The 25,896-nt window shown below is 72.7% G+C and carries 25 protein-coding genes; 11 read left to right on the top strand and 14 right to left on the bottom strand.

Annotated features, from left to right (window positions below):
• Positions 1 to 24 precede the first annotated feature (24 nt).
• Complete coding sequence (locus DEJ51_RS32825) at positions 25 to 1,416, bottom strand: glutamate decarboxylase (protein WP_150261252.1); 1,392 nt, start codon at positions 1,414 to 1,416, stop codon at positions 25 to 27.
• Positions 1,417 to 1,773: 357 nt separating this feature from the next.
• Here DEJ51_RS32825 and melC1 point away from each other — a divergent pair, with 357 nt between their 5' ends.
• Entirely contained in the window at positions 1,774 to 2,160 is a 387-nt protein-coding gene (melC1, locus tag DEJ51_RS32820) for an apotyrosinase chaperone MelC1 (protein ID WP_150261251.1), read from the top strand.
• Positions 2,157 to 3,002 carry a tyrosinase MelC2 gene (gene melC2, locus DEJ51_RS32815; RefSeq protein ID WP_150261250.1) on the top strand — a complete coding sequence of 282 codons (846 nt, stop codon included), beginning with the start codon at positions 2,157 to 2,159 and terminating at the stop codon, positions 3,000 to 3,002. The genes melC1 and melC2 overlap by 4 nt, the downstream gene beginning before the upstream one ends.
• Here melC2 and DEJ51_RS32810 read toward each other — a convergent pair.
• Entirely contained in the window at positions 2,960 to 3,661 is a 702-nt protein-coding gene (locus tag DEJ51_RS32810) for a response regulator (protein ID WP_150261249.1), read from the bottom strand. The two genes, melC2 and DEJ51_RS32810, sit on opposite strands and share 43 nt — an antisense overlap.
• Positions 3,658 to 5,298 (bottom strand): sensor histidine kinase, encoded by a 1,641-nt coding sequence (locus DEJ51_RS32805; protein WP_150261248.1) that lies wholly within the window; start codon positions 5,296 to 5,298, stop codon positions 3,658 to 3,660. The genes DEJ51_RS32810 and DEJ51_RS32805 overlap by 4 nt, the downstream gene beginning before the upstream one ends.
• Before the next feature lie 105 nt (positions 5,299 to 5,403).
• Between DEJ51_RS32805 and DEJ51_RS32800 the strand changes: the two genes are divergently transcribed.
• Entirely contained in the window at positions 5,404 to 6,846 is a 1,443-nt protein-coding gene (locus DEJ51_RS32800) for a cation:dicarboxylate symporter family transporter (RefSeq protein ID WP_150261247.1), read from the top strand.
• A 266-nt stretch (positions 6,847 to 7,112) separates the two neighbouring features.
• Positions 7,113 to 8,885, top strand: a complete 1,773-nt coding sequence (locus DEJ51_RS32795) for a S8 family peptidase (RefSeq protein WP_150261246.1) — start codon at positions 7,113 to 7,115, stop codon at positions 8,883 to 8,885.
• 32 nt (positions 8,886 to 8,917) lie between these two features.
• On the opposite strand, the gene DEJ51_RS32790 is transcribed toward DEJ51_RS32795, so the two are convergent.
• Together DEJ51_RS32790 and DEJ51_RS32785 are read right to left on the bottom strand one after the other, a co-directional pair.
• Positions 8,918 to 9,304, bottom strand: a complete 387-nt coding sequence (locus tag DEJ51_RS32790) for a hypothetical protein (protein ID WP_150261245.1) — start codon at positions 9,302 to 9,304, stop codon at positions 8,918 to 8,920.
• A 233-nt stretch (positions 9,305 to 9,537) separates the two neighbouring features.
• Complete coding sequence (locus tag DEJ51_RS32785; protein ID WP_150261244.1) at positions 9,538 to 10,221, bottom strand: (2Fe-2S)-binding protein; 684 nt, start codon at positions 10,219 to 10,221, stop codon at positions 9,538 to 9,540.
• A gap of 556 nt (positions 10,222 to 10,777) precedes the next feature.
• Between DEJ51_RS32785 and DEJ51_RS32780 the strand changes: the two genes are divergently transcribed.
• Positions 10,778 to 11,464 (top strand): GNAT family N-acetyltransferase, encoded by a 687-nt coding sequence (locus tag DEJ51_RS32780; protein WP_150261243.1) that lies wholly within the window; start codon positions 10,778 to 10,780, stop codon positions 11,462 to 11,464.
• Between the two features lie 90 nt (positions 11,465 to 11,554).
• Here the strand turns inward: DEJ51_RS32780 and DEJ51_RS32775 are convergent, their stop codons facing one another.
• Positions 11,555 to 12,583 carry a TolB family protein gene (locus DEJ51_RS32775; RefSeq protein ID WP_150261242.1) on the bottom strand — a complete coding sequence of 343 codons (1,029 nt, stop codon included), beginning with the start codon at positions 12,581 to 12,583 and terminating at the stop codon, positions 11,555 to 11,557.
• Between the two features lie 263 nt (positions 12,584 to 12,846).
• Here DEJ51_RS32775 and DEJ51_RS32770 point away from each other — a divergent pair, with 263 nt between their 5' ends.
• Positions 12,847 to 14,109, top strand: a complete 1,263-nt coding sequence (locus tag DEJ51_RS32770) for an alpha/beta hydrolase (RefSeq protein ID WP_150261241.1) — start codon at positions 12,847 to 12,849, stop codon at positions 14,107 to 14,109.
• Here DEJ51_RS32770 and DEJ51_RS32765 read toward each other — a convergent pair.
• Positions 14,087 to 15,559: a carboxylesterase/lipase family protein gene (locus DEJ51_RS32765; protein WP_150261240.1), complete on the bottom strand. Its 1,473-nt coding sequence runs from the start codon at positions 15,557 to 15,559 to the stop codon at positions 14,087 to 14,089. The genes DEJ51_RS32770 and DEJ51_RS32765 overlap by 23 nt on opposite strands.
• Before the next feature lie 105 nt (positions 15,560 to 15,664).
• Between DEJ51_RS32765 and DEJ51_RS32760 the strand changes: the two genes are divergently transcribed.
• Positions 15,665 to 15,988 carry a hypothetical protein gene (locus DEJ51_RS32760; protein ID WP_150261239.1) on the top strand — a complete coding sequence of 108 codons (324 nt, stop codon included), beginning with the start codon at positions 15,665 to 15,667 and terminating at the stop codon, positions 15,986 to 15,988.
• Positions 15,989 to 16,085: 97 nt separating this feature from the next.
• Positions 16,086 to 16,373: a chaplin gene (locus DEJ51_RS32755; protein ID WP_030761160.1), complete on the top strand. Its 288-nt coding sequence runs from the start codon at positions 16,086 to 16,088 to the stop codon at positions 16,371 to 16,373.
• A 98-nt stretch (positions 16,374 to 16,471) separates the two neighbouring features.
• Here the strand turns inward: DEJ51_RS32755 and DEJ51_RS32750 are convergent, their stop codons facing one another.
• From DEJ51_RS32750 to DEJ51_RS32725, 6 genes are all read right to left on the bottom strand, one after another.
• Positions 16,472 to 17,335: a tyrosinase family protein gene (locus DEJ51_RS32750; protein WP_150261238.1), complete on the bottom strand. Its 864-nt coding sequence runs from the start codon at positions 17,333 to 17,335 to the stop codon at positions 16,472 to 16,474.
• 30 nt (positions 17,336 to 17,365) lie between these two features.
• On the bottom strand, positions 17,366 to 17,734 hold the full coding sequence (locus tag DEJ51_RS32745) for a tyrosinase family oxidase copper chaperone (protein WP_150261237.1): 369 nt from the start codon (positions 17,732 to 17,734) through the stop codon (positions 17,366 to 17,368).
• Positions 17,735 to 17,793: 59 nt separating this feature from the next.
• A complete protein-coding gene (locus DEJ51_RS32740; protein ID WP_150261236.1) occupies positions 17,794 to 18,333 on the bottom strand; it encodes a GNAT family N-acetyltransferase in 540 nt (179 codons plus the stop codon).
• A 201-nt stretch (positions 18,334 to 18,534) separates the two neighbouring features.
• Positions 18,535 to 19,650 carry an acyl-CoA dehydrogenase family protein gene (locus DEJ51_RS32735; protein WP_150261235.1) on the bottom strand — a complete coding sequence of 372 codons (1,116 nt, stop codon included), beginning with the start codon at positions 19,648 to 19,650 and terminating at the stop codon, positions 18,535 to 18,537.
• Complete coding sequence (locus tag DEJ51_RS32730) at positions 19,647 to 20,840, bottom strand: acyl-CoA dehydrogenase family protein (RefSeq protein WP_150261234.1); 1,194 nt, start codon at positions 20,838 to 20,840, stop codon at positions 19,647 to 19,649. The genes DEJ51_RS32735 and DEJ51_RS32730 overlap by 4 nt, the downstream gene beginning before the upstream one ends.
• Positions 20,837 to 21,814, bottom strand: coding sequence for an NADPH:quinone oxidoreductase family protein (locus DEJ51_RS32725; protein WP_150261233.1), 978 nt, complete (start codon positions 21,812 to 21,814; stop codon positions 20,837 to 20,839). Before DEJ51_RS32725 ends, DEJ51_RS32730 begins: the two co-directional genes overlap by 4 nt.
• Positions 21,815 to 22,028: 214 nt before the next feature.
• Between DEJ51_RS32725 and DEJ51_RS32720 the strand changes: the two genes are divergently transcribed.
• The 3 genes from DEJ51_RS32720 (at position 22,029) to DEJ51_RS32710 (ending at position 25,007) form a co-directional block, all read left to right on the top strand.
• Positions 22,029 to 23,180 (top strand): hypothetical protein, encoded by a 1,152-nt coding sequence (locus DEJ51_RS32720; RefSeq protein ID WP_150261232.1) that lies wholly within the window; start codon positions 22,029 to 22,031, stop codon positions 23,178 to 23,180.
• 84 nt (positions 23,181 to 23,264) lie between these two features.
• The gene (locus tag DEJ51_RS32715) at positions 23,265 to 24,170 is read left to right on the top strand and encodes an SDR family oxidoreductase (protein WP_150261231.1); all 906 of its coding nucleotides are present in this window, start codon (positions 23,265 to 23,267) and stop codon (positions 24,168 to 24,170) included.
• Between the two features lie 36 nt (positions 24,171 to 24,206).
• On the top strand, positions 24,207 to 25,007 hold the full coding sequence (locus tag DEJ51_RS32710) for a hypothetical protein (RefSeq protein ID WP_150261230.1): 801 nt from the start codon (positions 24,207 to 24,209) through the stop codon (positions 25,005 to 25,007).
• Here the strand turns inward: DEJ51_RS32710 and DEJ51_RS32705 are convergent.
• A complete protein-coding gene (locus DEJ51_RS32705; protein ID WP_150261229.1) occupies positions 24,994 to 25,827 on the bottom strand; it encodes an enoyl-CoA hydratase/isomerase family protein in 834 nt (277 codons plus the stop codon). The genes DEJ51_RS32710 and DEJ51_RS32705 overlap by 14 nt on opposite strands.
• Positions 25,828 to 25,896: the final 69 nt, after the last annotated feature.

The following is a 25,896-nucleotide window of genomic DNA, read 5'->3' as shown; positions in this document are numbered from 1 at the left end:
GCGACCCGCGTCACACGCGGAGGGTCAGTGGTGGAAGCCGGACCGCGGCGCGGCGGCCGGTACGGGCGGGGGTGTGGCCAACAGGTGTTCTACGGCCGTGCGCAGGTCGGTGACGAGCAGGGCCATCTGGTCGCGGGTCACGCCGTGCCGGACGAGGACGCGCTGGATGACGGTGTCGTCGCGGTCGGCGGGCAGCGGGTACGAGGGCACCTGCCAGCCGCGCATCCGCAGCCGGTCGGAGAGGTCGTAGAGGGTGAAGCCGGCGGTGTCGGGGTCGCTGAGCTTGTAGGAGACGGCGGGCAGGGCGCCCTGGCCGTCGTAGAGGAGGGTGAAGGGTCCCATCGCGGCGATCTCGCCGGCCAGGTACTGCGCGGTGTCGGCGCAGGCCTGCTGCACACTGCGGTAGCCGGCCCGGCCGAGGCGCAGGAAGAGGTAGTACTGGGCGATGACCTCACCGCCGGGGCGGGAGAAGTTCAGGGCGAAGGTCGGCATGTCGCCCCCCAGGTAGTCCACCGTGAAGACGAGGTCGGCGGGGAGCAGGTCGGCGGTCCGCCAGATGATCCAGCCGACTCCCAGCGGCGCGAGCCCGTACTTGTGGCCGGAGGTGTTGACGGAGGCGACGCGCGGGAGCCGGAAGTCCCACACCACGTCGGGGTGGAGGAACGGCGCCACGAACCCGCCGCTCGCACCGTCCACGTGGATGGGGACGTCCCATCCGTGCTCGGCCTGGATCCGGTCGAGCTCGGCGGAGATCTCGGCGACGGGCTCGTAGTCGCAGGTGTAGGTGACGCCGAGGATGGCGACGACGCCGATGGTGTTCTCGTCGACGTACCGGGAGAGCTGGTGGGCCCGCAGGCCGGTGGCGCCCTCCTCGACGGGGACCTGGCGCAGTTCGACGTCGAAGTAGCGGGCGAACTTCTCCCAGCAGATCTGCACCGGGCCGCACACCAGGTTGGGGCGGTCGGCGGGCAGGCCCGCGGCGCGGCGGCGCTCGCGCCAGCGCCATTTGAGGGCGAGGCCGCCCAGCATGGCGGCCTCGCTGGAGCCGGTGGTGGAGCAGCCGGCCGCGGTGGTGCCGGCGGGGGCGTTCCACAGGTCGGCCAGGATGTTGACGCAGCGGGACTCGATCTCGGCGGTCTGCGGGTACTCGTCCTTGTCGATCATGTTCTTGTCGAGGCAGACGTTCATCAGGCGGTGCACGCCCTCGTCGGACCAGGTGGTGCAGAAGGTGGCGAGGTTCTGAGCCGCGTTGCCGTCCAGGAGCAGCTCGTTGCGGAGCAGTTCGTAGACGACCTCGGTGGGTGAGTGGTCCTCGGGAATCCTGTACTTGGGGAGGATCTGGCCACTCAGCGTGGACGCGAACACGTCCGTGTCGCCGTCCAGGGCGCGTGCGTCCTGCGTCTCATGAAGAGCCATATCGGGACTATAGGCACAAGCGGGTGCATTACCGGGCAGGGTGACCTGGCGCCTCCGTGGATCTTCCGGATGTTCCGGCCGGAGTCGTCCCGGAGCCACCCTGGAGCCACCTCACGCCGCCTCGGGACCGGTTCTGACACTCTGCTTCCGGCCGACTCTGCAGTGTGATCCCGCACATATGGACCCCCTCACTCCGAAGAAATTACCGCCGAGTAGGGTCTTCTCTGAAGATCTTCCCGTTCGAGCCCCCGAAGTCGCGCCGAACGGGAAGATCATCCAACTTGTTCTACGGGAAACTTGTCCGCGCATGTCCGGATACAGGCCACGACCCTCCCGAGCCCTGATACCTCTTCGGCCATGAAGAAGATCACTCGCCGTCAGGCCTTGGGGGCAACTGCCGGTGCTCTCACCGCCCTTGGCCTGACCGCTGCCGCCGCGGGCGCCACGAGCGCCGCCGCGACCCCTGCCGAGCCCACCACCCCGGGCACGGTCGACGAGGTCTACCAGGGCCGTCGCATCCAGATCACCGCAGGCGGAGGCGGCCACCACGGCGGCCACCACTCCCCCGGCCAGCCCACCGTCCGAATAGACGGCCGGGAACTGCACATCATGCGCAACGCCGACGGCACCTGGATCAGCGTCATCAACCACTACGAGACCTTCGCCGACCCGAAGCTGCTCGCCCGCGCCGCCGTCCGCGATCTCCAGGGCGCCGCCCTCGTCCCCTTCGGAGGTGCGGCATGACCGTCCGCAAGAACCAGGCCACGCTGACCCCCGAGGAGAAGCGCGCCTTCACCTCGGCGCTGCTGGAGCTCAAGCGCAACGGCAGCTACGACCGCTTCGTCACCACCCACAACGGCTTCATCATGAGCGACACCGACTCGGGCGACCGCGTCGGCCACCGCTCCCCCTCCTTCCTGCCCTGGCACCGGCGCTTCCTCCTGGAGTTCGAGGAGGCGCTGCAGAAAGTGGACGCGAGCGTGGCGCTCCCGTACTGGGACTGGACCGTGGACCGGACCTCCCGCGCCTCCCTCTTCGCCGCCGACTTCCTCGGCGGCACCGGGCGGGCCCGCGACGGGCAGGTCATGGACGGACCGTTCGCGTACTCGACGGGCCGGTGGAACATAAACGTCCGGGTGGACGGGCGCGCCTACCTGCGCCGCGATCTCGGCACGGCCGTCGCCCAGCTGCCGACCAAGGCCGAGGTCGACGCCGTACTCGCCATGCCGGTCTACGACATGGCGCCCTGGAACAGCTCCTCCAACGGCTTCCGCAACCACCTGGAGGGGTGGCGCGGCGCCAACCTGCACAACCGCGTGCACGTGTGGGTCGGCGGGCAGATGTCCACCGGGGTCTCCCCCAACGACCCGGTGTTCTGGATGCACCACGCCTTCATCGACAAGCTGTGGGCCGACTGGCAGGCCAGGCACCCCCAGTCCACCTACCTGCCGGGCGCGGGCACGCAGAACGTCGTCGACCTGAACGACACCATGCGGCCCTGGAACAACGTGACCCCGGCGGACATGCTGGACCACCGGAAGTTCTACACCTTCGACACCGAACCGGCCGCCGCCAGCCAGCGGTAGTGCAGTTCGGGGCGGCCGACCTGACCGTAGCGGGGGGTGCGGTCCGCCCGGCCGGTGTCCACCAGGTGCTCCAGGTAGCGGCGGGCGGTGATCCGGGAGATCCCGGCCGCCTCGGCCGCCCCTGCTGCGGTCAGCCCCTCGGGCGCCGACCGCAGCAGGGCGGCGACCCGGTCCAGGGTCGGCGCGCTCAGCCCCTTGGGGAGCTCGGCCGGGCGGGGTGCCCGCAGGGCGGCCATCGCCCGGTCGACGTCGTCCTGGCCGGCCGCCTCGCCCGCGGCCTGGCGGAACTCGGCGTAGCGCAGGAGCCGTTCGCGCAGGGTGGGGAACGCGAACGGCTTCAGTACGTACTGGACCACGCCGAGGGAGACGCTCTCGCGGACCACGGCCAGATCCCGCGCGGAGGTCACCACGATCACGTCGACGGGGTGTCCGGCGGCGCGCAGCCCGCGTGCGAAGCGCAGGCCGTGCCCGTCGGGCAGGCCGAGGTCCAGGAGCAGCAGGTCGACGCGGTTGCGTTCCAGGAACCGGGTGGCCTCGGCGAGCGAGTGGACGGCGCCTGCGGCGGTGAAGCCGGGCACCCGGCCGATGTAGAGCGCGTGCGCGTCGGCGGCCACCGGGTCGTCCTCGACGATCAGTACGCGCACCCCGCCCCCGCTCATCGCGCGCCGCCGGGGCCCTCGGCGGGCGCGGGTGCCGGTACGGGTGCGGTCGCGGGCGCGATCGGCAGGCGGACCGTGAACTCCGCTCCGCCGCCCGGGCCCTGGGCCGCGACGACCGCACCGCCGTAGCGCTCGGCCACCTGCCGGACCAGCGCGAGGCCGAGGCCGCGGCCCTCACCCTTGCCCGACCAGCCCCGGCGGAACACGTCCACTCCCTCGGGCAGTCCGGGTCCGTTGTCCGCGACCCGCAGCAGCAGCTCGTCCGGCTCGGGCCGCAGCGTCACCGCGATCCGGGCCCCCGGAACGGCGGTGAGCGCGTCGACGGCGTTGTCGATGAGATTGCCGAGCACCGTGACCAGGTCCCTGGCCGGCGGCAGTCCGCCCCCTTCGGCGAGACGGCGGCTGTCGGCGGTGACGACCAGCTCGACGCCCCGCTCGTGCGCCTGGGCCGCCTTGCCCAGCAGCAGCGCCACCAGCACCGGCTCCCCCACCGCGGTGACCACCTCGTCGGTGAGGGCCTGGGCGAGTTCCAGCTCGGCGGTGGCGAAGTCGACGGCCTCGTCCGCGCGGCCGAGTTCGATCAGCGAGACCACGGTGTGCAGCCGGTTGGCCGCCTCGTGGGCCTGGGAGCGCAGCGCCTGCGTGAAGCCCCGCTCGTGGTCCAGCTCGCCGGTCAGCGCCTGCAGTTCCGTGTGGTCGCGCAGGGTGACCACGGTGCCGCGGCGGCCGCCGCCCGCGACCGGCGAGCTGTTGACCACCAGCACCCGGTCCGCGGTCAGGTGCACCTCGTCCACCCGGGGCCGGTCCGCGAGCAGGGCACCGGTGAGCGGGGCCGGCAGACCCAGGTCGGCCACCCCGCTGCCGGTGACCTCGCCGGGCAGGCCCAGCAGTTCGCGTCCGGCGTCGTTGATCAAGGTGATCCGGCGCTGCCCGTCGAGCATCAGCAGGCCCTCGCGGACTCCGTGCAGGGCCGCCTGGTGGTAGTCGTACATCCGGCTGAGCTCTGCCGCGTTCATGCCATGAGTGTGACGGCGCAGCCTCGCGTTGACGACGTACGTGCCCATGCCCCCGAGGGCGAGCGCGCCGCCCGCGACCCAGGCGAGGGCGGAGAGCTGCGCGGCGAGCCGGTCGCTGATGGCGCGGACGGTGATCCCCGCACTGACCAGGCCGATGATCCGGCCCTCGTCCCGGAGCGGGGTGACCACACGGATGGAGGGGCCGAGCGTGCCGGTGTAGGTCTCGCTGAAGGTCTCGCCGCGCAGCGCGCGGGCGGTGTTGCCCATGAAGGGCTCGCCGATCCGGCGCGGGTCGGGGTGGGTCCAGCGCCGCCCCTCGGGGGACATGATCGTCACGAAGGCCACTCCGGAGTCCGCGCGGACCCGCTCGGCGTAGGGCTGGAGCAGGGCGGACGGCTCGGTCCCGCCCGCCGCTCCCCGTACGGCCTCGCGTACGGAAGGCGAGTCGGCCACCGCGTGGGCCACGGCCCCGGCCTGGCGGCGGGCCGCCTCCTCGGCCTGCCCCTTGGCCGTGGCGTACGCGAAGACGGCGCAGCCCGCGACGACCAGGGCGACCAGCAGCACCTGCATGGCGAAGAGCTGGCCGGCGAGGCTGCGCGGGGGGCGGGGGAAGCGGAACATGGCGCTCAGTGTGCCCCGGGTCGTGAACTCAATGAACGCAAGGGTGACCGGGGTCACAGCCCTGGGCGATGGTCTCCCCGAACGTAATCACCACCGGGAGGCATCGTGGCCGCCAGGCGCGACAGAACGCACTATCTCTACATCGCGGTGATCGGCGCGGTGCTGCTCGGCATCGCCGTCGGCTTCGCCGCCCCCGGCGTGGCCGTGGAGCTCAAACCGCTGGGCACCGGCTTCGTCAACCTCATCAAGATGATGATCTCGCCCGTGATCTTCTGCACGATCGTGCTGGGCATCGGTTCCGTGCGCAAGGCCGCCAAGGTGGGCGCCGTGGGCGGGCTCGCCCTCGGCTATTTCATGGTCATGTCCACGGTGGCGCTGGCCATCGGCCTGCTGGTCGGCAATCTGCTGGAACCGGGCAGCGGGCTGCACCTGACCGAGGCCGTGCGCAGCGCGGGAGAGGCACAGGCCAAGGCGGGCGGCGCCGAGAGCACACCGGAGTTCCTGCTCGGGATCATCCCGACCACACTGGTGTCCGCCTTCACCGGCGGCGAGGTGCTGCAGACGCTGCTGGTGGCGCTGCTGTGCGGGTTCGCGCTGCAGGCCATGGGCGCGGCGGGCGAGCCGGTGCTGCGGGGCATCGGGCACATCCAGAAGCTGGTCTTCCGGGTACTCGCGATGATCATGTGGGCGGCTCCGGTGGGTGCCTTCGGGGCGATCGCGGCGGTCGTCGGGGCCACCGGCATCGACGCGCTGAAGTCCCTGGCCGTCATCATGATCGGCTTCTACACGACCTGTCTGCTGTTCGTCTTCGTGGTCCTCGGCACGCTGCTCCGGGTCTGCACGGGGGTCAGCGTCTTCGCCCTGCTGCGCTATCTGGGCCGGGAGTTCCTGCTGATCCTCTCGACCTCCTCCTCGGAGTCGGCGCTGCCGCGGCTGATCGCGAAGATGGAGCACCTGGGGGTCTCCCGGCCGGTCACCGGGATCACCGTGCCGACCGGGTACTCCTTCAATCTGGACGGGACGGCCATCTATCTGACGATGTCCTCGCTGTTCGTCGCCGAGGCGATGGGCAAGCCACTGGCGCTGGGCGAGCAGATCTCGCTCCTGCTGTTCATGATCATCGCCTCGAAGGGTGCGGCCGGGGTGACCGGCGCGGGTCTGGCCACCCTCGCCGGCGGACTGCAGTCGCACCGGCCGGAGCTGGTGGACGGCGTCGGCCTGATCGTGGGCATCGACCGGTTCATGAGCGAGGCCCGCGCGCTGACGAACTTCGCCGGGAACGCGGTCGCCACGGTGCTCATCGGGACGTGGACGAAGGAGTTCGACCACGCGCGGGCCGGCGAAGTCCTCGCGGGACGGCTGCCGTTCGACGAGAGCACGCTGGTGGACGACGGACACGGCGCGCAGCAGCAGGACGGGTCCGCACCGTCCTCCGAGCCCTCCGGGTCCCCTGAGACTTCCGGGTCGTCCGCGTCCACCGGGTCCTCCGGAGCCCCGAATTCCATGCCGCAGCCCTCGGGCAGCCCCAAGGACGGCGTACCGGTCTAGCCGGTACGCCCCCTGCGGGCCGGCCGGGCAGGGCTCGCCCCCACGGTGCCCAGCCCGGCCGGCCCGCCGCATTCTCCGCACTTGTGCCCATAGTCGGTATTCGGCTACCGATATCCGAACCCCCGGGCTGCGAAAGGTACTTCCGTAACAGGCTGTGTGCATGACATCTTGCGTCCACCACTTGTTTCGTTCGACCCGGCCTGACCACCGGGTCTTCGGAGGACGCATTGATACCCCACATATCCAGCAGACCTCGGCGTACCCTCGTGCTGGCCGCCACGCTCGGCGCGGCACTCGCTTTCGGGGCCCCCGCCGCGCTCGCCGGCACCGCCCCCGTCTCTCCCTCCGGTTCCCCGGCCCCCGCCCCCGCGGCGGCCCCCAAGGCTGCGGCCCCTGCTTCCCAGAGTGCGACCTGGGTTGCCGGTACCCGCGCCTACCTCGTGATCACCGCTCCCGGTGACACCACCGCGGTACGCAACGCCGTCACCGCCAACGGCGGCACGGTGTTCCAGTCCTACGACGCGATCGGCGTGATCGTCGCCCACTCCGCGTCCGGCACCTTCGCCACCACCATGCGCGGTGTGAGCGGCGTCCAGCAGGTCGGCGCCACGCGCACCTCGGACGTCCCCGCGGACGCCTACAACCCGGCGCTGCCCGCCAACCCGACGCAGGCCACGACGCCTTCGGGCGAGCCGGTCCGTGCCGACATGACCCAGATCAAGGCCGACCAGGCCTGGGCCGTCACCACCGGTTCCGCCTCCGTCAAGGTCGGCATCCTGGACACCGGTGTGGACGACCAGCACCAGGACCTGGCCCCGAACTTCAACGCGGCGGACTCCGCGTCCTGTGCCTACGGCAAGCCGGACACCCGTACCGGCGCCTGGCGGGACGTCGGCACCCACGGTACGCACGTGGCCGGTACGGTCGCGGCCGCCAAGAACGGCAAGGGCGTCATCGGCGTGGCCCCCGGCGTGAAGATCTCCTCGGTGCGCATCGCCGAGCCGGGCACCTCGCTGTTCTTCGCCGAGAACACCGTCTGCGGCTTCATGTGGGCCGGTGACCACGGCTTCAAGGTCACCAACAACAGCTACTACACGGACCCGTGGCAGTTCAACTGCCCGGACAACGCCGACCAGGCCGCGATCATCGAGGGCGTCAAGCGCGCCCAGGAGTACGCGGAGGGCAAGGGCTCGCTGCAGGTCGCGGCGGCCGGCAACTCCAACGTCGACCTGGCCAACAAGACGACCGACAGCGAGAGCCCCAACGACTCGACGCCGGTCACCCGCACCATCACCAACGCCTGCCTGGACATCCCGACCGAGCTCCCGGGCGTGGTCACGGTCTCGGCGATGGGCACCACCGCGAAGGCCTCGTACTCCAACTACGGCCTGAACGTGGTCGACGTGACCGCCCCCGGCGGCGACACGGTCGGCATCTACAGCACCCAGCCCGGCGGCAAGTACGGCACCATGAGCGGCACCTCGATGGCGTCCCCGCACGTCGCCGGTGTGGCGGCCCTGCTGGCCAGCACCAACCCCGGCATCACCCCGGCGCAGCTGCGCGACAAGCTGGCCACCCAGGCGAACGACGTCGCCTGCCCGTCGGACGGCCGCTGCAAGGGCACCACGGCGAAGAACGGCTTCTTCGGCGAGGGCCAGGTCGACGCGCTGAAGGCCGTCGGCAGCACCCCGCCGCCCGGCAAGTACTTCGAGAACACCGGTGACTTCGCCATCGGCGACAACACCACGGTGGAGAGCCCGATCACCGTCAGCGGTGTCACCGGCAACGCCCCGGCCACCCTCAAGGTCGGCGTGAACATCGTGCACACCTACATCGGTGACCTCAAGGTCGACCTGGTCGCGCCGGACGGCACCGTCTACACCGTGCACAACCGCGCGGGCGGCAGCACCGACAACATCAACCAGGTCTTCACCGTGAACGCCTCCTCCGAGGTCGCGAACGGCACCTGGAAGCTGCGGGTCAACGACAACGCCGGCGGCGACACCGGCAAGGTCGACGCCTGGAACCTGACCTTCTAGAAGGTCTCTCAGGAGTTCCGTCAGGAGTTCCGTCAGCGCTGGAGCACGTCGGCGAGCCAGTCGAAGACGACGTCGCAGTGCTGCTGCGGGGCCATCGGGGAGCAGTGCAGCTGCGCCCCGGTGGCCTCCGTCATGTTCACGTACGCGCGGCGGGTGCGCAGCAGGTCGTCCATCTGCTGCGGCCGGCCCGGGTGGAACACGTCGAAGTTCTGGCCGTCGCTGCCGTTGGTGAGGATCACCGTGGGACGCGGTTCGGCCGGGCCGTCCGGGCGGAAGAACCAGACCGGCAGGTGCGTCGTGCCGTACGGGACCTTCGTGCGGACGGCGGCCGGTGAGCAGAGCCCGGCGAAGGTGTCCCAGGCTCCCCGCCCGGCCAGGCAGACCGCCTCCTCGTCACCGGGGTGGTCGGTGCCGAGCACGTAGAACAGCGCCTGCGCGTGGTACTGGGCGGCGCGCAGGGACCGGAAGCGGCGGGTCTGCGAGGGGGTCCCGTGTCCGTGGCGGCCGGCCGCCGGGGGCGCCGGCCCCCGCGGCGAGCCCGGTCAGGGCCGCACGGCGGGCCGGTGCGGTGGACGAGCGGTCATGCTGCGGACCGCACGCCGGGCCGGTGGCGGGCGGGCACGGCGCACCGCCCTTGCTCCGAACGGGGCCGTCAGCCCGTGCGGCGCCCGGCCCGCAGGACGCAGTCGCCGCAGAGCCCGCCTCCGGGCACCTGGTAGTAGAGGCAGCAGCTGCGCCGTACGAACGCCACCCCGAGCCCCTCCTCGTGGACGAAGGTGCCGGTGCCCGCCAGCGGTCCGCCCTCGGCCAGCAGGGCGCCGGCCAGCTCCACGGCCGCGCCGCCCGGCACGCGGTCGATCAGTACCCGCAGCGCTCCGACGAGCCCGGAGGCCGCGTTCCCCCGCAGGACCTTCGGCGAGACCCCGTACCGCTCGCGCAGGCCCTGGTCGAGCACGGCCAGGTTCGCCAGGACGTTCTCCCCCAGCAGCTCGGCCGGCAGGCCGGGGCCGGGCTCGGGCAGCCACAGCTGGAGCGATCCCGCGTCCGGCAGCCGCCACCACACCCGGTCGGCGGCCAGGTCCGGCACCCGGCCTGCCAGGGCCGCGCACCCGAGCCCCAGCGACCAGAGCCGGGAGACGATCCCGAACTGTGCGGTCGAGGCGGCCACCCGGCCCGGTCCGGTGCCGATCCGGCGGCCCACCTCGGCCACGTACGGCCCGAGCCGGTCCCCGTACAGCGCGGTGAGCGGCCGGAAGCCGGGGCCGGGCGGCTCGGTCCCGCAGGGCACGGCGAAGAAGGGCCCCACGGCGGCCAGTCGCCGCAGTACGTCGTCCATACCCGAAATGATCTCAGCGGCCCGGGGTCCGGGACAGGCCGGGTCCGGGGTGCCCGCCGACCTCCCCTCGACGGCCCCCGGGAGCCGTGCGGGACCCGGGTGGCGCAGTCGTGCCTCCCCCGTGGACCGGCCGCTCACGGACACACCACCGACGGCCATGTGTTCGATGTCCCGGGCGGGGTGGCGCAGCGGCGGGGCGGTCCGCGTGATCCGCGTCCGCGGCCTCACCCTGGGCCACCCGGCTTCGTCTGCGTCTTCGCAGGTCAGGCCCGATTGGCGGCCATCGGCGCGGCCGTCTGGGGGCCCCACGTCGTGCGGTTGTGGGGATGTCCGTGGATCGTGATTACGGGCGCTCCGGGACGGGGACCCAAGTCCGCGGAAAACGGTGTCGCGCCATTGCCAAATTGGGGGTTCATGAGAGGACTTTAAGGAGCTACATTGAGCCACTCGCGTTCACCTGACAGCCGGTTGCCTTTCACTCGTGTTTTGCACGGGGGGCGACGTCATGGACGCAGACTGTGCAACCACCCCACCGCCCAGAAGGACCGAAGGCTCCGTGCCCGTACCCGTACACCTTGCGGGCCGCACCGTGCGGCTCGAGCCCCTCGCCCCCCACCACACCGAGGCTCTGGCCGTGGCCGGGGCCGAGGATCGTACGACTTACGCCTTCACCCCCGTACCCCACGGGGTGCAGGCGTCACACGAGTACATCGAACGTGCCCTCGCCGATCAGGCAGCGGGTCGATCGCTCCCGTTCGCGGTGGTCAGAGCCACCGACGGGCGGGTCGTCGGTTCGACCCGGTTCCTGGAACTCGACTACTGGCAGGGGCCGCTGGTCTGGCCCGCCGTGCCCGGAGTCCCGTTCGGCGATCCGGCGACGGCGATCCCCGATGCCGCCGAGATCGGCAATACCTGGCTGTCCCCGGGCGCCCAGGGAACCGGTATCAACACCGAGGCGAAGCTGCTCATGCTCCGCCATGCCTTCGAGACCTGGGGGGTACGGCGTATCTCGCTGCGCGCGGACGCGCGCAACGGTCGGTCGCGGGCCGCCATGGAACGTCTGGGCTTCACCTGCGAGGGGGTCCGCCGGGCCCATTCCCGGGGGCTGGACGGCGCCGTCCGCAGTACGGCCTTCTACTCGATCCTCGACGAGGAGTGGCCGGCCGTGCGGTCGATCATCGAGCTGAGGCTGTCGGCGGGCGCGCAGCGCAAACGGCGCCGCAAGACCCTGATCCCCGCCTGACCCGTTCCGCCGGGCTGAAGAGCGGAAAAACGGTCCTGCCCTCGCCTCCGCCCCCACCTGCCCTCGTCGCGGACCTCGCTCCTGCCCTCCTCAGCCGAGGAAGGCCGGGGCGAGGGCCGAGTCCATGAGCCGGGCGGGGGCGCCGCTCCCGTCGGCCGGTACGGCGTACAGATCGGCGCCGAAGTCCCCCGGCAGGGCGTAGACGACGGTCCGGTCGTCGGTCCACACCACCTGGTCGTCCACGCTGCGCTCCTCGGCGAGCGGGGTCTCCGCTCCGGAGGCCAGGTCCAGGGCGTACAGCCGCCACGGCGCCTCGGCCGGCAGACCCGGCACGCGCTTCTTGAAGACCACCCGGGTGCCGTCCGGTGACAGCGACGGACACTCGGCGTTCTCGCGCAGGGTGGTCACGGTGCGTGAGCCGAGGTCACCGCGGACCAGGTGGGTGTGGCCGCCCGTGGCGAGGGTCGCGTAGAAGGTCCGCTCGTCGGCGGCGAAGGTGACCCCCCAGAAGTTGACGTCGGCGCTGCGGTACGGCTTGCCGTCCTTCAGGATCGTGAAGTCCTCCAGTGAGGCGTCGAGCCTGCCGGTCCGCAGGTCGAGCACCGAGGTCCGTGTCGAAAAATCCGTACCCGCGTACGAGTCCCCGCCGACGAAGACGGTCCACGCGGCGAGGTGCCCGCCCGGCGAGACCCTGGCCCGGGTGGGGAGGCCGCCCAGGGGGTGCGCGGACACCTCCTTCAGCCGGGCGTCCAGGACGACGGCCCGGTAGCCCTCCTGGACCCCGCTCCGGTCGGCCTGCAGACAGATCCCGGTGCCCCGGGCCGCGTGGAAGCGCAGGCAGCTCACTCCGGACGCGGTACGGACCCCCTCCGGGGCGCCGGCGGCGACCGTGGCGAGCTCGTCCCGGTGCGGCCCCCAGGCCATGTTGCGGAACACGATCCGCCGTCCGCCGTCGCCCGGCGCCAGCGAGACCGCGCCCGGGGTGACCTGCGGGCCGCCCGCCCGGGCGTGGTCCTTCTCGGCGGCGCGGGAGGAGGCCCGCACGACGGCCAGTACGCCCACGGCCGCGAGCAGGGCCACGGCGGTGGCCAGGATCAGGATCCGGCGCTGGAGCGTCATGGATGACTCCGGGGCGGTGTGGGTTTCCGGGGGCGGCGCGGGCGCACCATACCCAGCGGCCCGTACGAGAGCCAGGCACGGGCGGGGGCGGGTTCGTGAACTCCACGGGCCGTACGGACGCCAGGCAATGGCCTTCCCCAGGGCACCCCAAGAGTAGGAAAAATGCGGAACCCTGACATGCTTGTGTTCATCCTTCGAACGGAAGGACCCAGCAGTCACCACCCCGCCCCTCTGGGGCAGCAGCAGCCGGAGAGCCACCGCACATGTCGTACGCACCCGACGGGCAGCAGTACCAGCCGTACCGGCCGGAAGGACAGATACCGCAGCCGCCCCACGGCGACCAGTACGGCCGGCCGTACGGACAGCAGCCGCACCGGCAGCCCCAGGGGCAGCAGGCGCAGTACGCACCGCAGGACCCGTACGAACAGACGGCGCGCTACGGGCCGCAGGACCTCCTCCCCGAGGAGCCTCCGCGCCGCCGCAAGGGACGCCGATGGCTCATAGCCGGCGCCTCCGTGCTCGCGCTCGCCGGCATAGCCGCGCTCGTGCTGAACCACTACGAGATACCCCCGTTCACCGACAAGGGCTCCGCGGTGTCCTTCGGGCAGTCGCCCGCGGGTGGGGGAAAGAAGGACGACGCTCCGCCGCCGAACTCCAAGATGCTCATGCCGACCGGGCCGGCCGCCGAGTTCAAGAACACGATGACCCTGCCCGACGGCACGCACGTGGCCGTCACCACGCTGGACGGCAAGAAGTCCGGCTTCAAGGGCAAGGTGTGGGTCTGGGCCCCCAAGGAGTACAACGACCCGAAGTTCGCCAAGAGCGGCTTCCCGGTCCTGATAGCCCTGCCGGGCGGCGCCGGCTACCCCAGCAACTACTGGATGGGCACCGACCTCGGGCTCCAGAAGAGCATCAGCAAGTGGTACGCGGAGGGCAAGAGCAAGCCCTTCATCCTGGCCATGCCGGTCCTCAACCCGGGGCCGGACGACAAGGGCGTCTACTGGGACGGCTCCGACATCCCCGGCCAGCCCAAGATGGGGACCTGGCTGACCGAGGACGTCCCGGACCTGATGAAGGCGAACTTCCGCACCGTCAAGTCCCGTGACGGCTGGGCCTTCATGGGTTCCTCCACCGGCGGTTTCGCGGGTCTGAAGGCCGTGCTGAAGCACCCGGACAAGTTCAAGGCCGTGATCGCCTCCGGCCCCGACATCGTCCCGGACTCCTCCCTGTGGAAGGGCCACGACAAGGAGAAGGCCGAGAACAACCCGGAACTGCTGGCGAAGCACCTCATCGACACGAAGGGTCCCGAGGTCTACCTCGCCTTCCAGGTCGGGGACAACGAGAGCAACAAGAAGACCCTGCCCGACGTGCAGAAGTTCGTCGCCACCTACGGCAACAAGGGCCCCATCCACGCCGAGTTGAAGGTCATCCCCGGCGGCCAGCACAACGCCAAGACCTATGTGCCGAACATGGGCGAGGGACCGGTCCAGTTCATCAGCAAGGTCATGGAAGGGCCCGTCGAGTAACCACGGACTCCCCCGCGCCTTCGAGCTCCGGCCCGCCGAACACCTTCGGCGGGCCGTCGCCGTTCCAGGCCGCCCAGCCCGGATCGCCGGTCACCGCGAACCGGACCCAGGCCGCGTGCATCTCGTCCGCGAGTGTCTGGGGGGTGTCCCGTCCGGCCAGCCAGGCGGCCTCCGGTACCGAGAGCGTGTCGAACACGAACCCCAGTTCCAGGGCATGGCAGGAGCCCAGGCCCGGAACGCCCGAGGACCAGCCGAACTCGTACACGAAGCTCGGCGCCGCCCGCCGGGCCCCGGCGAGCCTGCGCAGCGGGTCGCGCAGCAGCCGGTCGGTGAGCAGCTGTCCGGCGAGTTCGGCGGGGCCCGCCGCGGGCAGCTCGGCGCGCAGCGCCCGTACGGCCGCCCGGTCCTTGCCGGAACGGGCCCGGGCCAGGGCCACGGCGAGCGGGCCGAGCCGGTCCAGCAGCCGCATCCCGCCGGTGGGGGCGAGCCACAGCCGGTACTCGTCACGGGTCCAGCCGAGGAGCAGCGGCACGTCCGCGGAGGCGGCCTCGGCGCAGAGGGTGTCGAGGGGGTCGGCCGGGACGGTGCCGGGGTCGGTGACGAGGCCGAAGGCGGGTCCGGCGATGAGCGGGCCGGATCTGCGCAGGACGGCCGCCTGGGCGGCCAGCAGGTCGGGCAGCGCGGTGTCGGTGAAGGCCGCGGCGGTGGCGTCGACCTTGAGGAGCGAGGCCATCCGCCGGACCATGGCGCGGACCCTGGTGCGCGGCAGGACCTCGGGGGCACCGCTCTGCAGGACGGCCCGGGTGAAGAGCCCGGCCGCGCGCGGGGCGGCGAGCAGGGCGCCGATGCTGATGGCCCCGGCGGACTCGCCGAAGACGGTGACCCGGCCGGGGTCCCCGCCGAAGGCCCCGATGTTGTCGCGGACCCAGGTGAGGGCGGCGATCTGGTCCAGCAGACCGCGGTTGGCGGGGGCGTCGGGGAAGAGTCCGTAGCCGAGGACGCCGAGGCGGAAGTTGAAGGAGACGAGCACGACGCCGTCGCGTGCGAAGGCGGAGCCGTCGTACACGGGGACCGCCGAGGAGCCGCGGGTGTGGGCCCCGCCGTGGATCCAGACCATGACGGGCAGCCCGGCCCCGGGGGCCGGGTCGGGGGTCCACACGTTCACGTTCAGGCAGTCGTCCCCGGGGATCACCGGGTCGGGGAGCAGGGCGGCGAAGGTCTCCGGGTAGGGCACCTTGGGCGCGGTCGGCCCGTAGGCGGCGGCATCCCGTACGCCGTCCCAGGCGTCCGGGGGCGCGGGCGCCGCGAAGCGCAGGTCCCCGACGGGCGGGGCCGCGTACGGGATGCCCAGGAACACGGCGGTACCCCCGGGACCGGTCCGGCCCTCGACGACCCCGGCCGCCGTCCGGACCCTCGGACGGCGGCCGTCGGCGGCGTCCTCTGCGCTCATCTCGTCCTCCTGCGATGACGGTGCCGGTCGCCGTCGCACCGTCGCACAGCCGTCCAACGGGTGACAAGGCGTGACCGGGTCCGGGCCCGGCCCGGTTGGACGGGCATGCGATTCGTGCCTATCCACCATGCCGTGCCCGTCGTCGTGCTGCTCGCGGGGGCCACCTTCCTGTCCGGTCCGGCCCTGGCCGCCGGCCCGGACTTCCAGTACGTGGGCCAGGACGACCGGGTCCACGGCGTCACCGCGCCGAGGGGGTGCGTCGAGGCGGAGGGCGGCGGCGCCCGGGCGGTCACCAACGGGACCCGGAGCGCGGCGACCCTCTACGAGGGCCCCCGGTGCTCCGGCCGCGCCCTGCGGGTCCTGCGGCCCGGAGAGGTCGGCCAGGTGCGGCCGTACTTCGCCTCCGTCCGGTTTTCCGTCACCGGGTAGGCGCACGGGCCGTGACCCCTTGGCCTCCCCCGCGTTGTATGCCATGTCAAATGCCACAGGTCCTGTGGCGCCCCACATATCTCATGAGGAGATCTTGATGTCGCGTATCGCGAAGGCATTCGCCATCACCGCTGTCACCGGCAGCGCCGTGGTCGCCGGTGCGGGTCTGGCTGTCGCCGATGCCGGAGCGCACGGTGCGGCGGTCGGCTCCCCCGGTGTCCTGTCGGGCAACCTGCTCCAGGTTCCGGTGCACGTCCCGGTCAACGTCTGCGGCAACACCGTGAACGTGATCGCCCTGCTGAACCCGGCGTTCGGCAACACCTGCGTCAACGCCTCCGGCGGTGGCGCCGACCACCACACCGAGGGTGGCGACTACGGCCACTGATCGCCTGATCTGCTGATCGGCTGATCGACGGAAGGGCCCCCGCCGACCGGCGGGGGCCCTTTCCCGTGCGCGTGCGTGCGCACGGGGCGCGTGCCGCGTCATTCGTAGCGGTACAGGCCCTGGTGGCCGGACATCTCGCGCGGGGTGATGTTCCACGGCGGCATCGGCTCGTCGAGGGCGATCACCCGGCCCCGCTGGAGGTCGCCGACGGCGAGCGGGGCGGCGGGCAGGTAGCCGGAGCCGGGGTGTTTCTGCTGCCAGCGGTCCCAGATCAGGTCGACGAAGGCGTGGTGCAGCCAGAACGCCGGGTCGTTGGGCGCCGTACCGCCGGTCATGTGGCCGCCGATCCACTGGTGCACCTTGTTGTGGTTGCGCCAGCGCTCGCTCCTGGGGGCCGACCAGCCCTCCAGCTTGTTGCGGAATCCGCCCGCGGAGGCCGTGGAGTCCCAGGGCGGGACGTCGTAGGTCGGGTCGTCGATCGCCCACTGGAGTTCGGCCGCGGTGGGCAGCGTGATCGGGTTCTGCGGCCGGCCGAGGTTGCGGGTGAGGAAGGCGGACTCGGTGATGCCCACGGTCACCGTCCAGTTGCCCTTGTCGTAGGCGAACGGCCCGGTCATCACCTTGCGGTCGCTCGCCCGGCCGGTGCCGCCGAGGAAGTCGTCCGCCCAGAGCGAGGAGACCGGGCTGGTGTCGGTGGTCCAGTCCCAGTAGGGGACGCTCACGCCGGGGTCGATCCCCTGCAACTGCCGCTCGAACTCCAGCAGATAGCGCCGGTGCCACGGGAAGAAGGACGGGGACATGTGTCCGACGCGCAGCTTGCGGTCGCGGTCGGGCACGAAGTACTTGTCGTGGGTGCGCACGAGCGCGTCGTAGGCGCCGCTGCGCTTGAGCTCCAGCACCGCGGCGGTGAACCGCTTCTTCTGGGCGCTGGTGAGGTTCTTCTGGTTCTGCCGGACGTGCAACGCGGGGGTCCTCCCGTTCCCGTGGGTCTGTCAGCCGTGGTGCGGGGCGGCGAAGGCGAGCTGGGCGGTGCCCAGCTCGTCGACGGCGGCCCGGGCCAGTTCCAGTGGCGTGGTGTAGGACTGGAAGTGGTTGATCCCGCTGAGGTAGCTGCCGTCGGCGCGGCGCATGACGTGCAGGGGGCGGCCGTCGATGCGGACCCCGGCGACGTCGACGGCGATGTGCCGGCCGCGGTAGGTCTCCTCCTCGGCGAGCGGCGCCGGGGTGAGGGTCTGCCGGGGGCGCCGGGCGCGCAGTACGGGGGCCAGGGCCGCGGCCGTGCCGGCGAGCACGGCCGCGGTGAAGGCCGTACGCAGAACCGCGCGGCGGGTCAGTGGTGCGGCGGGCGATGCTGCGGACATACGGTCTCCCTCGCTCGGTGGCCGGCGGCTACGGGTCTAACGCCGCGCGGCGGGCGAGGTCACCCGTGGGCGCCTTGGAGCTGCTTGTAGAAGAGGGTCGTCGGGTGGAGGCGGCCCGCCGGATCGGAGGCGTAGTCGGGGATGGTGCCGGCTTGCGTCCAGCCGGCCGAGCGGTAGACGCGCTCGGCTCCGCTGCCGGTCTCGGTGTCCAGGAACAGCAGCACGACCCCGGCACGGGCGGCGGCCGACTCGGCCTCGGCGAGCAGGGCGCGGGCGGTGCCCCGGCCGCGGGCGGCCGGGTGGACCATGAGTTTGCGCAGCTCGGCGCGGTGGCGGCCGTTCGCCTTGGTCTCCCGGTACCAGCTGACGGTGCCGTCGATCCGGCCGTCGCCGCCGGTGCGGGAGACCCACAGCGCGAGGGAGCCGTCCTCGACGGCGGGCAGCAGCGACTCCCACCAGGCGGCGGCGCCCCGGTGGTCGAGCCCGGCGAGGAAGCCGAGCGACGAGCCGCCGTCGACCACGGCGATCAGCAGGGCGGCGAGTTCGTCCCGGTGGGCACGGAGTCCGGCGGCGGAGAGCGCGGTGATGGTGGCCGTCATGAGGCGAGGATAGGGACCGTCCCGGCGCCCGCAGCAGGCGGGTCGGGCCTGGGCCGCGCGCGTGGCGGGCACGGTCGCCCGGCTGCCGACGGGGTCCGGCCGGCGGCGCCCGCCGAGCGGAGGAAGGGACCGGAGCGGTGTACGGACGGACGGCGGCCCGGTGACCACGGGAGCCCCGGGTCACCGGACCGGACGGCACGCCTACGGTGCCGGGAGCTCCGCGAAGTCCGCGACCAGGCCGCGGTGGTGGCCCGCCGTACCGAGGGCCAGGGAGTCGGCCTTGGCGCGCTTGAGGTAGAGGTGGGCCGGGTGTTCCCAGGTCATGCCGATGCCGCCGTGCAGCTGTACGCACTCCTCGGCGGCGCGGACCGCGACGCCCGAGCAGTAGGCCTGGGCCACGGCGACGGTCAGCGGGGCGTCGGGGGCCGCGGTGGCCAGGGCGTCGGCCGCGGCCCGCGCCGCCGCGCGCGCGGAGGCCACGTCGAGCCAGAGCCGCGCGAGGCGGTGCTTGAGGGCCTGGAAGGAGCCGACGGGGCGGTTGAACTGGTGCCGGCTCCGGACGTGGCCGACCGTCTCCGTCAGGCACCACTCGGCGAGCCCGAGCTGCTCGGAGGCGAGCAGTCCGGCGCCCGAGAGCAGGGCTCCGGCGACGGCCGCCCGGGCCGTCCCGGCATCGGCGAGGCGGGTGCCGCCGGCGGCCTCCAGGGTGACGGTGGCCAGGGGACGGGTCAGGTCGAGCGGGATCCGCGGGGTCAGCCGGGCCGCGGCGGCCGGGACGGCGTACAGCCCGGTGTCGGCCAGGACCAGCAGGACGTCGGCGGCCACGGCGTCCGCCACGGAGGTGACCGTGCCGGTCAGGCCGCCGTCTCCGAGGTCCCGTACGGCGGCCGGGAGCGGCGCGCCGGGTGCGAGGGTCAGCGGCACGGCCGGGACGCACACCGTGCTGCCCGAGGCCAGCTCGCGGAGCAGCGGGGCCGCTTCCGCGGTGTCGCAGCCGAGCAGGATCTCCGTGGCGAGCACGGCGCTGGTCAGGTAGGGGACGGGCGCGACGGCCCGGCCCAGCTCCTCCAGGACCACGGCCGCCTCGCGGTGGCTCGCGCCCTGCCCGCCGAGCTTCTCGGGTACGAGGAGGCCCGCCGCGCCGATGCCGGCGGCGAGGGTGTTCCAGAGCGCCGGGTCGTGCGGCCGGCCCGTCCCGGCCCGGTCGAGGACGCTCTTCGCGTCGCAGCGGTCGGTGAGGAGGGCGCGTACGGCGGAGCGGAGCTCCTCCTCGGCCTCGGAGTAGAGCAGGTCGGTCGGTGCCGCGGCGGTGGTCATCGGCTCAGGTCCTTCCAGGCGAGGTCCTTGTCGTCGCGCGGCTCGGGGGGCAGGCCGAGGACGCGTTCGGCGACGATGTTGAGGAGGATTTCGCTGGTGCCGCCCTCGATGCTGTTGCCCTTGGCGCGCAGGTAGCGGTAGCCGGCCTCGCGGCCGGTGAAGTCGACGCCGTCGGGCCGGCGCATGGTCCAGTCGTCGTACAGGAGCCCCTCCTCCGCGAGGAGTTCGACCTCCAGTCCGCTGATCTCCTGGTTGAGCCGGGCGAAGGTGAGCTTCATGCCCGATCCCTCGGGGCCGGGCTGTCCCGCCACGAGCTGCTGGCGCAGCCGTTCTCCGGTGAGGCGGGCGACCTCGGCCTCGACCCACAGGTCCAGCAGCCGCTGGTGGAGGGCGTGGGTGCGCAGTTCGGGGCGTTCCCGCCAGGCGGCGGCGACGGGGGCGATCATGCCGCCCTCGCGCGGGATGCGCATGCCGCCGATGGAGACCCGCTCGTTCATCAGGGTGGTGCGGGCGACCGCCCAGCCTTCGCCGACGGCGCCGAGGCGGTGGGCGTCGGGGATGCGGACGCCGGTGAGGAAGACCTCGTTGAACTCGGCCTCGCCGGTGATCTGGCGCAGCGGCCGGACTTCCACGCCCGGGTCGTGCATGTCGCAGAGGAAGTAGGTGATGCCCCGGTGCTTGGGGAGAGCGGGGTCTGTGCGGGCGATCAGGATGGCCCAGCGGGCGGTGTGGGCGCTGGAGGTCCACACCTTCTGGCCGTCCACGATCCAGTCGCCGGAGCCGCTCTCCCGGACGGCGCGGGTGCCGAGGGCGGCGAGGTCGGAGCCGGCGCCGGGCTCGCTGAAGAGCTGGCACCAGACCTCTTCGCCGGTCCACAGGGGCCGCAGGAAGCGCCGCTTCTGCTCCTCGGTGCCGTACGCGAGGATCGTGGGGGCGGCCATGCCGAGGCCGATGCCGATCCGGCGCGGGTCGTTGTCGGGGGCTCCGGCGGCTTCCAGTGCGGCGTCGACGACCACCTGGAGGGAGCGGGGCGCGCCGAGGCCGCCGAGGCCTTCGGGGTAGTGGACCCAGGCGAGTCCGGCGTCGAAGCGGGCGCGCAGGAACGCGCCGCGGTCGGTGCCGGCGGGCGGGTGGGCGGCGAGCAGCTCCTGGACGCGGGTGAGCAGGTGCTCTGCGGTGATCACGGTCATCGGGTCACGCCCGGCTGCCGGGGCATGGCCAGGACGACGCGCCCGGTGGTGGTCCCGTCGGCGAGGCGCTGCACGGCGTCGGCGACGGCGGGGAGCGCGACGAGTTCGCTGACGAGGGGCTTGACGGCGCCTTCGTCGGCGAGGCGGGTGAGTTCGGTGTGGCAGGCGAGGATCGCGGCCGGGTCCTTGGTCGCGTAGAGACCCCAGTGGAGGCCGAGGATCGAGTAGTTCTTGACGAGGGCGTGGTTGAGGGCGGGGGTGGGGATGGCGCCGCTCGCGAAGCCGACGACGACGATGCGGCCCTCGAAGGCCACGCACTTGGCGGAGGCGGTGTACGAGTCGCCGCCGACGGGGTCGTACACCACGTCGGCTCCGCGCCCCCCGGTGAACTCCTTCACGCGGGAGACGACGTCCTCGGCCGTCCGGTCGATCACGAGGTCGCAGCCGAGTTCCTCGGCGGTGGACACCTTGGCCTTGCCTCCGACGACGCCGATGACGGTGGCTCCGGCGGCCTTGCCGAGCTGGACGGCGGCGCTGCCGACCCCGCCGGCGGCGGCGTGCACGAGGAGGGTCTCGCCCGGCTGGAGGCGCGCCCTGCGGTGCAGGCCGAACCAGCCGGTCTGGTAGCCGATGTGCAGGGCTGCGGCCTGGGCGTCGTTCAGGCTCTCGGGGGCCGGCAGCAGGGCCCGCTCGGAGGCGATCACGTACTCGGCGAAGCCGCCGTGGGGCAGGCTCGGGGTGGCGATGACGCGGCGGCCGTCGTCGGTGAGGCCGCAGATCTCGACGCCGGGGGTGAAGGGCAGGGGCGGGCGGATCTGGTACTGGCCGCGGACGAGCAGCGCGTCGGGGAAGTTGAGGTTCGCGGCGAGCACCTGCAGCCGCACCTCGCCCTCACCCGGGACCGGTTCGGGAATCTCTTCGAGGCGCAGTGCCTCTCGGGGTTCGCCGGGGGTATGTACTCGCCATGCCTGCATCCGGGGCCTCCAGCCGCCGTCGATGAACCACACGCTCCGCGCGCATACTAAGCGGTCGCTTGCCCTCCTGTGAACCATCGGTCGAGGCGGAGAACCATCCGGTCCGGATCAACACGCGTCATTCAGGCCACATCCGTCTCAAGATCAGGCAACATGTGGCGTGCACGTGTCATGACTCAACGGGGAACAGCACCTGTCCAGGGGGGACCACCACATGAGAAGAAGCATGTCCGCGGCCGGAGCCGCGATCGTTCTGGCGGGCCTGATCACCGCGGCCGGCCCGGCCTCGGCGGCGGGCACGGCGGCCTCCTGCACCCCGGGGATCGAGATCCTCCCGGGACTGCCCGGGTCGACGGGCTCCACCGCGGTGGGCTTCGGCACCGGCGGGATCGTCGTCGGCGACAGCGCCGGTCTGCCCGTCTACTGGACCGGCGCCGAACACACGGTCCACGCCGTCCCGCTGCCCGCCGGCTTCGACCGGGGCAGCGTCAAGGCGGTCAGCGCCAAGGGCCTGATGGTGGGCACGGCCACCCGCACCTCGGACCAGGCCATGGTCGCCTTCACCCACCAACGGGGCTCCGCCACCTCCGAGTCGCTCGTTTCGCCGGGCACGACGGACCGCGTCTTCGACGTCGACGTCAACGAGTCGGGGCGGGTCGTCTTCGCCGTGGGGGGCGTCGCCAAGGAATGGGTGAACGGGAAGGTCGTACGCGAACTGCCGGTCCCGGCCGACGCGATCGCCGGAAGCAAGGTCACTGCGCTGAACGGCATCAACAAGCGCGGTGACATCGTCGGCACGGTCTCCGGCTCCTACTTCGACGCCGAGAACGACATCATGGTCACCAAGAACTTCCCGGTGGTCTGGCCGGCCGGGGGCGGCTACCCGCCCTACAGCCTCCAGGTGTGGAACGGCTACCACTCCTCGTTCTCGACGATCGGCCGGGACATCGACGACCGCGGCCGGGTGGTGGGCCTGGAGGACTACTACTACCGCAACGACCCGAAGCTGACCCCGGCCGTCTGGAAGAAGCCGTACGACGCCCTGCCCGCCGACCCGGGCCGGGCCAAGGGCTACCACGACCTGGAACTGTCCGGCAGCAGCCCGACCACGAACGTGGCCGTCGGTACGGCCACCAACTTCGAGGAGAGCTGGCCCAGCTTCTTCCAGGCCGTCTACTGGCCCGGCAAGGGGGAGCCGCTGGTGCTGCCCTTCCCCGCCGGCACCCCGGGCGTGCCACTGAGCCGGGCCTACGCCGCCACCGACGACGACCGCGTCGCAGGCATGATCACCGACCGGGAGACCCGCGAGAGCAAGGCCGTGGTCTGGACCTGCGCGAGCAAGCAGGCGTACGCGCCGCAGGGCTGACCGCCGGGTGGTCGCGCAGGCCGGTCCCGAGCCGGTCCCGTCCGGGGGATGGCGATCTCGGCGCCCGCGCGCTATCGATGCCCCATGACGGACGAGATCCGGCGCGGGCTGCCCGCGCCACCGGCGCTCGGCGCCGCCGCCCTGCCCTCCGGCACCTATGAGGGACAGGTGGTCCTGGTGACCGGCGGCGGCACCGGGCTGGGCAAGGCCATCGCCGCCGAGTTCGCCCGGCTCGGCGCCGATCTGGTGATCGCGAGCCGGCGCGCCGAGCAGCTCATGGCGGCGCGGGAGGAGTTGGCGGCCGTCCCCGGCGCGGGCCGGGTGACGGCCGCCGTCTGCGACATCAGGGATCCCGAGCGGGTCGCCGAGGTCTTCGACGCCGCGCAGGCGGCCTCCGGCCTGCCGGACGTGCTGGTCAACAACGCCGCTGCGAACTTCCCCTCCCCCGCCGAGGACCTCTCGCCGAACGCCTGGCGGGCGGTCGTCGACATCACGCTGACGGGAACCTGGTTCATGACGCGCGAGTTCGGCCGCCGCCACCTCGCCGCGGGCACCGGCGGCTCGATCGTGAACATCGGCGCCTCGTACGCCTGGACGGGCGGTCCGGGCTTCGCCCACAGCGCTGCGGCCAAGGCCGGGGTGAAGAGCCTGGTGGAGACGCTCGCCGTCGAGTGGGGCCCGTACGGCATCCAGGTCAACGGGCTCGTCCCCGGGCTGTTCCCGCACGCCGACATGACCGAGGACATCCGGGGCGGCCTGGAGCGTGCGGCGCCGGGCGCAGCGGACGCCCGGCAGCCCGCCCTGCGGGTCGGCGCACCCCGTGAACTGGGCTGGGCCGCCACCTTCCTGGCCTCGCCGTACGCGCGGTTCGTCACCGGGCACACGCTGGTGGTGGACGGCGCGAACTGGCAGCGCCGGTCGGTGGCCGGCCCCGAGGTGGTCCCGGTCCGCACCCAGCTGGGCCGCGGCCCCTTCACCCCGTCCCCCTGAACGCCGGTTGTCAGTGGGCGGTGCGAGGATCGGAGCATGTCTCTCGCCGATCTGACCCTCGACCGCTGGCGCTCCCTCGACCCGGACGCCGCCGGACGCCTCGCCCGCGAGGCCGCCGCCCAGGTGGGTGGCCGGGTGGTGCTGCTCGACACCGTCGGACACCTGGGCGGGCCGCTGCACCGTGTACGCATCGAGCGCGGGGGGCGGGAGTTCGCGCTCGTACCCGGCGGGACGGTGCGGCTGGGGTTCGACCTGGACGCCTGGGAGCCGACGGCAGCGCAGCGCGCCGACTACGCAGAGAGCGCGGAGGAGGGGTACGGGTACGGGCACGAGGACCTCACGTCCTATCTCGCCGACGTGCTCAGCCCGCCGCGCACCGCGACGCTCGCGACCGTGCTGATGGCCGTGGAGGACGAGGCCCTGACCGAGCCCGCTTCCGGCGTGCCGGCCGCGCTCGCGGCGCACGGGCTGCGGATGCCCGGCGCCGACGAGTGGGAGCACGCGTGCGGGGCCGGGTCCGGCACCCTGTTCCGCTGGGGCAACGAGTGCCCCCTGGACGAGCCCCCGTACGGGAGCGGCGGCCCCCGCCACGAACCGAACGCGTTCGGCCTGCACATCGCCTACGACAGCTACGGCACGGAGCTGAGCGACGACCCGGCCGCGGTGCACGGCGGGGACGGCGGCGAGGCCGTCTGCGGCGGGTACGGCAACCTGCTCGGCTGGCTGCCGCTGGCCACCGCCAACCGCAACCCCTACGCGGCCGAGTTCACCTACGGGCCGGACGGCGCCGGCATGTACGCGGAGTTCTCCACCCGGCCGGTGCTCAGCCTCCGCTGAAGTCCGGGGGCCGGCGGGCCGCCTTGGCGGTGTAGCCCTCCCGGCAGTCCTCCGAGGTGAGGGTGAGGGCCGCGGTCATCGCCACCCGGTCGAGGGCCGCGGGGAGGGCGGCGTCGGCGTAGCCGTCGATCGCGCGTTTGATGCCCTGAACGGCGAGCGGCGCGTTGGCGGCGATCTCCCGGGCCACGGAGCGCGAGGCCTCCTCCAGGTCGTCCCCGGGGACGACCAGCTGGACGAGGTGGAGCCGCTGCGCCGTGGCGGCGTCGATGCGCCGGCCCGTAAGGGCCAGGTACTTGGCCCAGCCCGCGCCCGCCTCACGGGCGATGCGCAGGTCGCCGCCCGCGTCCACCGCCACGCCCAGCCCGGCTTCCGGCAGCGCGAAGACGGCGTCCTCGGCCGCCACCCTGACATCGGCCATCAGCGCCAGCTCGAAGCCGAAGCCGAGGCAGTAGCCCCGGACGGCGGCCACCACCGGCTGTGGGAGCCGGGCGAGGACCGCGAACCGCTCGTGCACCCAGCGGATGCCCTCGTAGTAGTTGCGGGTGCGCTCGGCCGGGGTGCCGCCCGTGATCGCGCCGCCCGGGGCGCTCACGTCGATGCCCGCGCAGAAGGCCCGGCCCTCGGCCCTCAGCAGCACCGCCCGTACGGACGCGTCGAAGCGGATCCGGTCCGCGAGCAGTCCGAGCTGGCGGGTGGACTCCCAGCTCCAGCCGTTGAGCTTGTCCGGGCGGCACAGGGTGAGGACCGCGAGGCCGTCCGCGACTTCCAGCCGGATCCGCTCCTCACCCTCCGCGATCTCCGTGGAGATGGTGTCGATCACCGTGTCCCGCACCTCCGGCCCGATGCCGACGATCCGCCGAACTGACGGATCGTCAGACTAGAGGCGTGC

It is taken from the genome of Streptomyces venezuelae (assembly GCF_008642275.1).
In the GTDB taxonomy this organism is placed as follows: Bacteria; Actinomycetota; Actinomycetes; order Streptomycetales; family Streptomycetaceae; genus Streptomyces; species Streptomyces venezuelae_E.
The sequence above is the reverse complement of the archived record's forward strand: the minus strand, read 5'-3'. Positions and strand labels throughout refer to the sequence as shown.